Here is an 11,110-nt window from a genome sequence, read left to right as displayed (position 1 = left end):
AATATCTCAAATATATAGCTTAATGCGATAAGGTAATGACTTTTTTAAAAGCATAGTAAACAGCATCAAAAAAGTGCTCAAAATTAGAAATAGTTTTTCTTATTTCATTCTTGATTTTAAACCAGTAATGCTCAATAGGATTTAAGTCAGGAGAGTAAGTTGGTAAAAATAAAATACTGCAACCAACAGATTCAATTAACGTTTTCACTTTTGTACTTTTATGAAAATTAATATTATCCATTACTACTATCTGACCAGCCTTTAATTCCTTGATCAATATCTCTTGTACATAAGTTTCAAAAATGTCCTTATTACATGTCCCATTGAAAATACTATAAGTAAGTAGAATAGAACCTATTTAAAATAATAAGATTTTAAATAGGTAATGATGAACAGAAAATATAGACACTTATCTCGAGAAGAGAGATATGAGATAAAAAGAATGTATGACCTAGGAGTCAGTATTAATAAGATAGCACAACATCTTACGAGATCTAAAAGCACTATTAGTATGGAGCTAAAAAGAAATAAGGTAAAAGATAAGTATATGCCTTGTGTTGCTCAGGAAAAATATGAAAACAGTGAAAATTCAAGGACTAAGTAGAACAAAACCTATAAATTTTCTGCCCAAATTTCATTGGGGGTTTTATAACCAAAAATCTTTCTTGGCATGTTATTTAAAATCTCAGCAATATTGTCAAGACCTCTTTGTGTAACGGTTGTAATATCTGTATTTTTAGGTAAAATTCTATGAATCATAGAATTCATTTTCTCCACTAGTGCTTTTTGTCTAGGGCGGTATGGATCACAAAAGAAAGTTTGAAACCCAGATAGTCTATAAGCAAGATGCCCTACAAACTCTTTGCCATTATCCATAGTAATAGTCTGAAAATTCAAGGACTAAGTAGAACAAAACCTATAAATTTTCTGCCCAAATTTCATTGGGGGTTTTATAACCAAAAATCTTTCTTGGCATGTTATTTAAAATCTCAGCAATATTGTCAAGACCTCTTTGTGTAACGGTTGTAATATCTGTATTTTTAGGTAAAATTCTATGAATCATAGAATTCATTTTTTCCACTAATGCTTTTTGTCTAGGGCGGTATGGATCACAAAAGAAAGTTTGAAACCCAGATAGTCTATAGGCAACATGCCCCACAAACTCTTTGCCATTATCCATAGTAATAGTCTTTCTCACACTATTTGGAAGAGTTTTTATCTTTCTTAAAAAACCATTGGTAACTGTTGTAGCTCTCTTGGAGTTATTCAGCACTAAAATAATCTTTTGACTCTTTTTATCCACCAGTGCACCAATATTCATACTTTGATTACCTTTATGAAATGTAAGATCTGCCTCAAAATTCCCTACTTCTACCTTTTTCGTAGCTATTGCATCACGCTGATGTATTGAGATCCTTTGTGGTATAATGATCCTTTGACGCCTCTTCCCTCTTTCTTGCCTTTTATATCTTTTAGAAGGTAAATAGCTATATAACTTTAATTTAGCTGCTACTGCAGAAGTGTAAACAAATCTATATATACTTTCTGTACTGATACACAAAGCTGTATTTTTGTCTAGTTTTAACTTTCCGGCTATAGCATCCGGCGACCATTTCTTGCGAATCATAGCATTTTTAATATAATCTAACAACATAGGGTTCTTTTCTATTTTTAATAACTCTTGCTGATACATCCTGTTTTCATATTTTTCCTGAGCAACACAAGGCATATACTTATCTTTTACCTTATTTCTTTTTAGCTCCATACTAATAGTGCTTTTCCTCGTAAGATGTTGTGCTATCTTATTAATACTGACTCCTAGGTCATACATTCTTTTTATCTCATATCTCTCTTCTCGAGATAAGTGTCTATATTTTCTGTTCATCATTACCTATTTAAAATCTTATTATTTTAAATAGGTTCTGTTCTACTTACTTATAGTATTTTCAGTCTTTCTAACACTACTTGGCAGCGTTTTGATCTTTTTTAAAAACCCAGTGGTAACTGTTTTAGCTCTCTTGGAGTTATTCAGCACTAAAATAATCTTTTGACTCTTTTTATCCACCAGCACACCGATATTCATACTTTGATTACCTTTATGAAATGTAAGATCTGCCTCAAAATGTCCTACTTCTAGCTTTTGCATTGCTATTGCATCACGCTGATGTATTGAGATCCTTTGTGGTATAATGATCCTTTGATGCCTTGTCCCCCTTTCTTGCCTTTTATATCTTTTAGACGGTAAATAGCTATATAACTTTAATTTAGCTGCTACTGCAGAAGTGTAGACGAATCTATATATACTTTCTGTACTGATACAACAAGCTGTATTTTTGTCCAGTTTTAACTTTCCGGCTATAGCATCCGGTGACCATTTCTTGTGAATCATAGCATTTTTGATATAATTTAACAAAATAGGTAACTTCTCTATTTTTAATAACTCTTGCTGATGCATCCTTTTTTTATATTGTTCCTGAGCAACACAAGGCATATACTTACCTTTTACTTTATTTCTTTTTAGCTCCATACTAATAGTGCTTTTAGACCTCGTAAGATGTTGTGCTATCTTGTTAATACTGACTCCTAGGTCATACATTCTTTTTATTTCATATCTCTCTTCGCGAGATAAGTGTCTATATTTTCTGTTCATCATTACCTATTTAAAATCTTATTATTTTAAATAAGTTTTGTTCTACTTACTTATAGTATTTTCACAGGATGTATCAGCAAGAGTTATTAAAAATAGAAAAGAACCCTATGTTGTTAGATTATATTAAAAATGCTATGATTCGCAAGAAATGGTCGCCGGATGCTATAGCCGGAAAGTTAAAACTAGACAAAAATACAGCTTTGTGTATCAGTACAGAAAGTATAGCATAAATCATTAAGATACTGACAATTTAATAGTATTAAAAACAGCATCATAAAATGTTTCAAAATCTCCTACAACTTTCCTAATTTCATTTTTTATCTTAAACCAGTAATGCTCTATAGGATTTAAATCAGGAGAGTAAGTTGGTAAATACAATATGGTACAACCAACGGATTCAATTAACTCTTTAACCAAAACTTACGCTATGAGTAAAAAAGTGATAAATTATTGTAAAAATAATTAAACATGTCAAAGAGGATAAAGTTGCAAGCAATACCAATTAATAGGACAGATTATTGTCAATTTTTAATAGTTAGCCAAAAGAATTATAGTTTAACCTACTACGCTGAACATGCAAAGAAATGTAGTCATGATGTTATTAATAGATTTTTAAGGAATGAAAAATATACACCTTCTTTGTTATGGGAACACATCAAGAATGATGTTATTTTTTCATCTAATGGATATACAATATTTGATGATACGGTTTTAAATAAAAGGAATACGAAGCAAATAGAAATTGCAAGATCGCAGTACAGTGGAGCTACAGGTAGAGTTACTAAAGGTATAGGAGTAGTGAGTCTGGTATATTATAACCCTGATATTAATAAGTTTTGGGTAATAGATTATCGAATTTTTGCACCTGATCATGATGGAGCAACAAAACTAGAACACCTATTAAACATGTTAAATAATGCTGTTTATAGCAAGAAGATTCCTTTCAAACAGTACTTTTTGACACATGGTATTCTACACACAAAATTATGCAACATGTTGACTCTCTGGGGAAATATTATTATGCCCCTATTAAAGCCAATAGAAACGTTAGTAAAACACACGATTCTAAACCTTATAAAGCTGTAAAAGAGTTGACATTTTCAGATGAAGAGATCAGGCATGGAGTAGAGATTCATATAAAAGGCTTTGCTAAAAATAAGCATGTTAATTTGTTTAAATCTCTTTTGGGTATATTCCCCGCCGCTTGCGGCGTAATATGGCGGAATGAGCAAATATATACATAAAAGTCATAATGTTACGGTACTGCTGTATCACATGGTATTTCCAGCAAAATATCGCCGAGCAGTGTTTGACGTATCAGTTGATCAAGTATTACGAGAAATATGTTTAGAGATAGAAAAGAGATATCAAATAAAATTTTTAGAAATAGGGGTTGATGAAGATCATGTCCATTTTTTGGTACAATCTGTACCAACCTATAGCGTAACAAAAATAGTAACAACAATTAAAAGTGTTACAGCTCGTCAAATATTTAGACAGTGTCCACAGGTAAAGAAACAATTATGGGGTGGAGAATTTTGGACTGATGGATATTTTACGAGTACGGTAGGTAAGCATGGAAATGAGAATATGATAGGAAAATACGTAAAAAACCAAGGCAAGGAATATCAGAAACTGCATGAGGATCATCAGCTAGCTTTCTTCTAAAATACCCCGCTGCTTGCGGCGGGGATTACTTTTATTTTACTGTTTCTACCAACAGAGTTGAGTATGTTGTTACCAATAACAAAACTCAAAAACCTTCTAAAGCTGCACAAGATGAGTGTGGCTTTCGATGGGTAATTGAGAGCATGCACAGAGAAATTAAGCAACTTACTGGGATAGAACGTTGTCAATGCAGGAAACAGCGTATTCAACGTAATCATATTAGTTGGGCATTTTTAGTTTGGGCATTTCTCAAAAGGACTGCAAATACAATCGGTAAAACGGTTTACCAAATAAAGTTAGGGCTTTTAGATGACTATATGCAAACAGCTGCGTTCTCCATCTTTACGATATTTAGAACCAAACATAGCGTAAGTTTTGTAACTTTAGAATTTTTATGAAAATTAATGTTATCCATAATAACGGTTTGCCCAGGTTGTAATTCTGTAATTAATACATCCCTAATATAAGTTTTAAAGACCTCTGTATTACAATTACCTTCAAATATTACAGGAGCAATAAGATTACCATTACAAAGACCAGCTATCATACTTATTCTAAATTTATGTTGATACACCTTTTCTCCATAACACCTTTGTCCTATAATGCTCCATCCATACTCTTTGCAAGCATTATCCTCTATTCCAGATTCATCAAGATATACTAATTTGTCTTTTGTGATGGTTTGTATCTTTGCTATAAATTCATTTCTTAATTTAATATCTCTTTTCGGATGAAAATGAGTTTTGTTTATAGCTATAGCCAAGTTTTCTGATTTGTCTTAAAATAGTTACAGATGCAATATTACCCCATTGCTTTGCTAACTCCTTTGATGTTTTATTCATATTAGCTTTAAAAAATTCTTTAAAAGATTCTGAATCTTTTATCTTATGACTATGTCCTTTCTGATAACCAGTTGCTGCTTCTAAAGTACCTTGCTTATCTTTTAATTTTTTCCATTTATATATAGTATCACGACTTACATTAAATAATTTACTTACCTTACTTATTCGTATCCCTGCTTCTACAGCTTTTATAACTCTTAGTCTTAGTTCTATTGCATATGCTCGTGCCATATCTCTTTACATGCTTGTTAATATTTGCTTACTATAACATGATACTCTCGCTCTGTCAGTACCTTAATGACTTATGCTATACAGAAAGTATATATAGATTTGTTTACACTTCTGCAGTAGCAGCTAAATTAAAGTTATATAGCTATTTACCTTCTAAAAGATATAAAAGGCAAGAAAGAGGGAAGAGGCGTCAAAGGATCATTATACCACAAAGGATCTCAATACATCAGCGTGATGCAATAGCTACGAAAAAGGTAGAAGTAGGGCATTTTGAGGCAGATCTTACATTTCATAAAGGTAATCAAAGTATGAATATTGGTGCACTGGTGGATAAAAAGAGTCAAAAGATTATTTTAGTGCTGAATAACTCCAAGAGAGCTACAACAGTTACCAATGGTTTTTTAAGAAAGATAAAAACTCTTCCAAATAGTGTGAGAAAGACTATTACTATGGATAATGGCAAAGAGTTTGTGGGGCATGTTGCCTATAGACTATCTGGGTTTCAAACTTTCTTTTGTGATCCATACCGCCCTAGACAAAAAGCATTAGTGGAAAAAATGAATTCTATGATTCATAGAATTTTACCTAAAAATACAGATATTACTACCGTTACACAAAGAGGTCTTGACAATGTTGCTGAGATTTTAAATAACATGCCAAGAAAGATTTTTGGTTATAAAACCCCCAATGAAATTTGGGCAGAAAATTTATAGGTTTTGTTCTACTTAGTCCTTGCATTTTCAAACCACCACTACCATTTGTGTACCAAATGATGCTAAGCCGGAAGTAATAGCTAGCTCACTATTTTGCATAGCAAGTCCATCCGGATTATCTTCATCTGCTATATGCCATCCACTAGCTATTCCTGCACCTTGTACTACTATTGCTGAATTTGGAAATAAATCACTTCTTAAATTACTACTAGAACAAGCAGTTGTTGTATTAAAGCCTCTAAGAACAGCAGTGCTACCCTCTTTTATTACATTGCCAACAACATTATATTGTGTCTCCCAGAAATTTACTGTTCCATTTGAAAATATTTCAAAAGGTCCATCAAACACAAAGCTTATTCTACTACCGTCTTTTATTACTTTATTAATACTATGTTTACTATCATCCAGACAAGATCTTAATAATTTGCTTCCCCAATTAACAACATTATAAGCTACCCCTTGGGTACATTTGCCAAACTCTATCAACATATTTGTAGTTTGAGTGGTCATTAAACTAGGATAAGGGAAAGCAGCTATTAATTTTCCTCCAATATTATGTACCGGAGGTAGTGGATCGTGAGGACCGGTTCTTAAATCTCTAGGAAGAGTAGCTATACATTTAAAATCGGACATAATTAACCTATTTATATTGAATTATTTATAAAAAATATTAATATCCGTTAATCAATTGGTTAATAATTATTAAAGAGTTTTTTATTTTTATGTTGTGATAAATAAGATATATTAATAATTTATTTTAATTCAGAAATCTTATAATGCTTAAAATACCTATCGATAATATTATCGTATTCTTATATCTGATATCAATTTTAGCCGTAGGTGTTTATTACCGAGCTAAAAACAGTAGCTTTAAAAATTATGCAAATGTAGAGAGTAAGGTTCAGAATAGCAAACTGTTGCTAATAGCTACTATATTTGCAAGTTCTGTAGGAGGAGCTACTACTTTTGGTATTACAGAAAAAACTTTTTTAGGACACACATATTATGCTTATGCTTTGATGCTTACTATCCCGATAGATATCATAATCGCTATTTATATAGTACCGCTAATTGCAAAGCATCATGTGGCAGAAAGCATAGGCGATATAATGAGTATATATTATGGCAATCTAGGTCGCTTTATTGGCGGTGTTAGCTCTGTAATTGTATCAGTTGGATTTTTAGCAGCTCAAATAAGCGTCAGCGGTTATATTTTTCAATATATTTTAAAAATAAATTATATTGAGGGAGTAATTTTAAGTTATAGTATAGTGCTTATATATACTACAATAGGAGGGCTGCAATCTATCGTTTTTACTAATTTACTGCAGTTTTTTGCGATGATAATTGCGATACCTGTTGTTACTTTTATAGGGTTAAATAAAATTGGTTCTATAAATCCTATAGGCGATTTGATTGTTGAAACTAATCAATCTAACTTATTTTCTTATATAATCGCTGCTGCTTTAAGCTTTAGCGTAATGAATCTATACCCTACCTTTATTCAAAGAGCTTTGATTAATAAAAATCCTACTCAAACAACTAAAGCAATATATACGAAATCGGTTATATATTTATTCTTTTTAATTTGCGTCACTTTAAATGGCTTAATTGCTTATAAACTTTATCCAGAACAACCATCGAACTTAGTATTACCTTATCTGATTAACCAAATCATTCCACCTTTAATTCAAGGCTTAGTCATAAGTGGACTGCTTGCTGCTGTTATGTCTACTACCGATTCTGATTTAAACGTTACTTCCATAGCTATTGTTAAAGACATAATTAACCCTATTCTAAAAGTAAAAAATGGGCAGAAGCTATTGTTAATTGCCCGAATTATTAATGTAGTAATAGGAAGCCTTGCTATAATTGCTGCCCTAAAATTTAGCAATGTAATAGATTTAGTAGTATTCTTTACCGGCTTTTGGGGACCTGTAATATTAGTACCGCTAGTAACAACGCTTTTTAGCATTAGAGTACCAACACAAATAATGGTTTTATCATCAGTAAGCGGAGCAGCAACTTTTCTACTTTGGGAACATTATTCCTTATCTCTACAATATTTTAACCTCAAAGGAGTATTTATAGGAACGATGGTAAGTTGTTTGATATTTACGTTGGCTGTAGTGCTAAATAAGGTTAATAGGAGATGATGAATGGTTGCTTTAATTTTTTAAATTGATAGTTTATTCATATTCTATCCTTTCTTAAGAGATGTACCTTAAGAAAAGCTAACTCAGTATCTTTTCTTAGTAAAGATTAAAAAGAAAAATAAAAGTGGCATTGCTAACTAAGTTATAGACTATCGTTATTGCGAGGAAAAACTATAAGTCAAAACTTACGCTATGAGTAAAAAAGTGATAAATTATTGTAAAAATAATTAAACATGTCAAAGAGGATAAAGTTGCAAGCAATACCAATTAATAGGACAGATTATTGTCAATTTTTAATAGTTAGCCAAAAGAATTATAGTTTAACCTACTACGCTGAACATGCAAAGAAACGTAGTCATGATGTTATTAATAGATTTTTAAGGAATGAAAAATATACACCTTCTTTGTTATGGGAACACATCAAGAATGATGTTATTTTTTCATCTAATGGATATACAATATTTGATGATACGGTTTTAAATAAAAGGAATACGAAGCAAAGAGAAATTGCAAGATCGCAGTACAGTGGAGCTACAGGTAGAGTTACTAAAGGTATAGGAGTAGTGAGCCTGGTGTCATTGCTAAAATAAAAGGGACCAGTAAATTGCACGAAAAAGGGACCAGAGAAGTTGGTGTGACCTAATAAGGTTAATGTGCAATATTCACTAGATAATTAAGCAAGTAAATATCTAGTGATACAATGATAAGAATAAATATGTATACAACAATTATCACCCTTTATAAACAAGGCAATAGTCAAAGGAATATTGCCAAACTAACAAGAACAGACCGCAAAACAGTACGAAAAATAATAAACCGCTATGTAGAGGCTGGTACAGAATCCCCAGCAATCTATGAACGATCTTCAGTTTTGGATTTTTGGCACGAAAAAATAATTGAGTTATTAGAAAAAAATCTGAGTTACATAAGAATTTTTGAGGAGTTAAAAAATCAAGGTTATACAAGCAGTTATACTTCTTTGACCCGTTATATCAAAAAATATAAAATTAAGGATAACAGTTGCATTCGTTTTCATACTTTAGCAGGAGAGGAAGCACAAGTAGATTTTGGTGACATAGGCTTACAGTATAATTCTAAAGGGCGTAGAGTTAAAGCATATGTATTTAATATGCGTTTAAGCTATAGTCGCCTTGATTATTATGAAGTAGTGTTTGATCAAAGTTGTCAAACATGGATTCAATGTCATATCAATGCATTTAATTATTTTGCTGGTAGTCCAAAAGTAATAAAACTTGATAATCTTAAAGCTGGAGTAGTAGATGCCAATTTTTATGAGCCAGTATATCAGAAGGAATATAAGTGCTTAGCCGATCATTATGGAATTTTACTTTCTCCTTGTCGAGTGTATCAACCGCAAGAAAAAGGCAAAGTTGAGTCGGGAATAAAATACGTTAAAAATAATTTTTTTGCTGGTCGTAAATTTGATAGATATGAAGAATTAACAAATGGTCTTGCAAATTGGTTAAATAAGGCCAATAGCCGAATACATGGTACTACTAAGAGAATACCTAGAGAACTGTTTGAGCAAGAGGAAAGAAGTAGTTTGATTCCTTTACCATTAGAAACTTTTGATTTGTCATCTTGGCATAATCGAAAAGTAGCAAAAGATTGTCATATTACCATAGATAATAATTATTACTCTGTACCAGCAAAATATATATACAGTGAGGTAATGGTACAATTGTCCCCAAAACTTGTTCAAATATTTTCTATACAAAATGATTTAATAGCAAGACACGTTAGAACAGAGGGCAAGGGGATATTTACCACTAATCCGTCTCATTATGCTAAATACAAACGTCTATGCCCAGGTTTTATAGAATATAGTGAACATTATCAACAACAAATGCAGCAGATAGGGAATAATTGCAGTTTATTATTAGAATCATTACAACAAACAAGAGTGAATGATTGGCAACGTTGTGCACGAGGTATCATTTCTTTACGTAAGGTTTACAATGATGACTTAATAGATAAAGCCTGTCATAGAGCACTACATTATGGTATAAGTTCTTACTCTAAAATTAAGAATATTTTAAATAGTAATGCAGTAAACTTACCATTACCAGAGTTTGGAGGTAATAATGCAGAACTTATTTAATGACCTACGAAGCTTTAGATTATCAGGTATAGTCAATAGTTTAAATGAAAGGATTATTTATGCTCAAAATAATAAACTAGGATTTAAAGAATTTCTATCACTATTATGTGAAGATGAAAAATCTAACCGTAAGGATAATAATTACCGTCGCCGTAAAAGTGCTGCTAAATTGCCGGTAACTAAAAATTTAGAAGACTTTGATTTTAATTTCCAACCAAGTGTTGATGCCAAAGTAATAAGTGATTTATCAACTTGTGATTATATTAATACTAAGGGAAATGTAATATTCATAGGTGATTCAGGAACTGGGAAAACTCATCTTGCCATTGGGCTAGCATTAAAAGCTTTAACACGAGAATACTCTGTATATTTTACTACGGTATCGGATATGCTTTATAATTTACATATTGCAAGAGCAGATAATAGTTATCACAAAAAGGTTAAATTACTCCTATCGTTTGATTTATTAATTCTTGATGAGCTCGGGTTTAAGCAATTGCCAAAACATTCAGTAGAAGACTTTTTTAATATTATTGCTAAACGATATGAAAATAAATCTACCATTATTACCACAAACAAGGATTTTGAAAAATGGAATGAAATATTTGCTGATGAAGTATTAACTCATGCAATTATTGATCGAGTGGTACATCATGCTCATATACTAAACATAAAAGGTAAAAGTTATCGTATTAATAACTATAAATCTGGAGGTAATATGGCATAAA

17 protein-coding genes and 2 pseudogenes are annotated in these 11,110 nt (G+C 31.5%); 11 read left to right on the top strand and 8 right to left on the bottom strand.

What is annotated here, in order from left to right:
• Nucleotides 1-19 precede the first annotated feature (19 nt).
• Nucleotides 20-331: pseudogene (locus AAGD55_RS11665) on the bottom strand (transposase); the annotation flags it as partial.
• Nucleotides 332-385: 54 nt separating this feature from the next.
• Here AAGD55_RS11665 and AAGD55_RS11660 point away from each other — a divergent pair.
• On the top strand, nucleotides 386-604 hold the full coding sequence (locus tag AAGD55_RS11660; protein ID WP_341791574.1) for a helix-turn-helix domain-containing protein: 219 nt from the start codon (nucleotides 386-388) through the stop codon (nucleotides 602-604).
• A gap of 8 nt (nucleotides 605-612) precedes the next feature.
• Here AAGD55_RS11660 and AAGD55_RS11655 read toward each other — a convergent pair whose 3' ends face one another.
• Genes AAGD55_RS11655 through AAGD55_RS11645 form a run of 3 tightly spaced genes read right to left on the bottom strand, consistent with a single transcriptional unit; the run spans nucleotide 613 to nucleotide 2,653 of the window.
• Complete coding sequence (locus tag AAGD55_RS11655; RefSeq protein WP_341791573.1) at nucleotides 613-897, bottom strand: IS30 family transposase; 285 nt, start codon at nucleotides 895-897, stop codon at nucleotides 613-615.
• Between the two features lie 19 nt (nucleotides 898-916).
• Nucleotides 917-1,888: an IS30 family transposase gene (locus tag AAGD55_RS11650; RefSeq protein ID WP_341791572.1), complete on the bottom strand. Its 972-nt coding sequence runs from the start codon at nucleotides 1,886-1,888 to the stop codon at nucleotides 917-919.
• A gap of 39 nt (nucleotides 1,889-1,927) precedes the next feature.
• A complete protein-coding gene (locus AAGD55_RS11645; RefSeq protein ID WP_341791571.1) occupies nucleotides 1,928-2,653 on the bottom strand; it encodes an IS30 family transposase in 726 nt (241 codons plus the stop codon).
• A gap of 65 nt (nucleotides 2,654-2,718) precedes the next feature.
• Between AAGD55_RS11645 and AAGD55_RS11640 the strand changes: the two genes are divergently transcribed.
• Nucleotides 2,719-2,880 (top strand): hypothetical protein, encoded by a 162-nt coding sequence (locus AAGD55_RS11640; RefSeq protein WP_341791570.1) that lies wholly within the window; start codon nucleotides 2,719-2,721, stop codon nucleotides 2,878-2,880.
• Nucleotides 2,881-2,884: 4 nt separating this feature from the next.
• On the opposite strand, the pseudogene AAGD55_RS11635 reads toward AAGD55_RS11640, so the two are convergent.
• Nucleotides 2,885-3,064: pseudogene (locus tag AAGD55_RS11635) on the bottom strand (transposase); the annotation flags it as partial.
• A gap of 54 nt (nucleotides 3,065-3,118) precedes the next feature.
• Here AAGD55_RS11635 and AAGD55_RS11630 point away from each other — a divergent pair.
• The 4 genes from AAGD55_RS11630 (at nucleotide 3,119) to AAGD55_RS11615 (ending at nucleotide 4,716) form a co-directional block, all read left to right on the top strand.
• On the top strand, nucleotides 3,119-3,736 hold the full coding sequence (locus AAGD55_RS11630) for a hypothetical protein (protein ID WP_341791569.1): 618 nt from the start codon (nucleotides 3,119-3,121) through the stop codon (nucleotides 3,734-3,736).
• Entirely contained in the window at nucleotides 3,637-3,894 is a 258-nt protein-coding gene (locus tag AAGD55_RS11625; RefSeq protein WP_341791568.1) for a hypothetical protein, read from the top strand. Before AAGD55_RS11630 ends, AAGD55_RS11625 begins: the two co-directional genes overlap by 100 nt.
• Nucleotides 3,875-4,318: an IS200/IS605 family transposase gene (gene tnpA, locus AAGD55_RS11620; RefSeq protein WP_341790826.1), complete on the top strand. Its 444-nt coding sequence runs from the start codon at nucleotides 3,875-3,877 to the stop codon at nucleotides 4,316-4,318. Before AAGD55_RS11625 ends, tnpA begins: the two co-directional genes overlap by 20 nt.
• A gap of 143 nt (nucleotides 4,319-4,461) precedes the next feature.
• Entirely contained in the window at nucleotides 4,462-4,716 is a 255-nt protein-coding gene (locus AAGD55_RS11615; RefSeq protein ID WP_341791567.1) for a hypothetical protein, read from the top strand.
• On the opposite strand, the gene AAGD55_RS11610 is transcribed toward AAGD55_RS11615, so the two are convergent.
• Entirely contained in the window at nucleotides 4,632-5,081 is a 450-nt protein-coding gene (locus tag AAGD55_RS11610; protein ID WP_341791566.1) for a transposase, read from the bottom strand. The two genes, AAGD55_RS11615 and AAGD55_RS11610, sit on opposite strands and share 85 nt — an antisense overlap.
• Complete coding sequence (locus AAGD55_RS11605; protein WP_341790906.1) at nucleotides 5,032-5,391, bottom strand: IS630 transposase-related protein; 360 nt, start codon at nucleotides 5,389-5,391, stop codon at nucleotides 5,032-5,034. The genes AAGD55_RS11610 and AAGD55_RS11605 overlap by 50 nt, the downstream gene beginning before the upstream one ends.
• Before the next feature lie 38 nt (nucleotides 5,392-5,429).
• Here AAGD55_RS11605 and AAGD55_RS11600 point away from each other — a divergent pair, with 38 nt between their 5' ends.
• The gene (locus tag AAGD55_RS11600) at nucleotides 5,430-6,104 is read left to right on the top strand and encodes an IS30 family transposase (RefSeq protein WP_341791565.1); all 675 of its coding nucleotides are present in this window, start codon (nucleotides 5,430-5,432) and stop codon (nucleotides 6,102-6,104) included.
• Between the two features lie 27 nt (nucleotides 6,105-6,131).
• On the opposite strand, the gene AAGD55_RS11595 is transcribed toward AAGD55_RS11600, so the two are convergent.
• Entirely contained in the window at nucleotides 6,132-6,737 is a 606-nt protein-coding gene (locus AAGD55_RS11595) for a hypothetical protein (protein WP_341791564.1), read from the bottom strand.
• Between the two features lie 143 nt (nucleotides 6,738-6,880).
• Between AAGD55_RS11595 and AAGD55_RS11590 the strand changes: the two genes are divergently transcribed.
• The 4 genes from AAGD55_RS11590 (at nucleotide 6,881) to istB (ending at nucleotide 11,109) form a co-directional block, all read left to right on the top strand.
• Complete coding sequence (locus tag AAGD55_RS11590) at nucleotides 6,881-8,260, top strand: sodium:solute symporter family protein (protein WP_341791563.1); 1,380 nt, start codon at nucleotides 6,881-6,883, stop codon at nucleotides 8,258-8,260.
• A 233-nt stretch (nucleotides 8,261-8,493) separates the two neighbouring features.
• Complete coding sequence (locus AAGD55_RS11585; RefSeq protein ID WP_341791562.1) at nucleotides 8,494-8,850, top strand: hypothetical protein; 357 nt, start codon at nucleotides 8,494-8,496, stop codon at nucleotides 8,848-8,850.
• A 125-nt stretch (nucleotides 8,851-8,975) separates the two neighbouring features.
• A complete protein-coding gene (gene istA, locus AAGD55_RS11580) occupies nucleotides 8,976-10,382 on the top strand; it encodes an IS21 family transposase (RefSeq protein ID WP_341790850.1) in 1,407 nt (468 codons plus the stop codon).
• On the top strand, nucleotides 10,366-11,109 hold the full coding sequence (gene istB, locus AAGD55_RS11575; protein ID WP_341790851.1) for an IS21-like element helper ATPase IstB: 744 nt from the start codon (nucleotides 10,366-10,368) through the stop codon (nucleotides 11,107-11,109). Before istA ends, istB begins: the two co-directional genes overlap by 17 nt.
• The last annotated feature ends 1 nt before the right edge of the window (nucleotide 11,110 follow it).

Origin of the sequence: Rickettsia endosymbiont of Gonocerus acuteangulatus (genome assembly GCF_964026435.1) — a bacterium.
GTDB lineage: Bacteria > Pseudomonadota > Alphaproteobacteria > Rickettsiales > Rickettsiaceae > Rickettsia.
The sequence above is the reverse complement of the archived record's forward strand: the minus strand, read 5'-3'. Positions and strand labels throughout refer to the sequence as shown.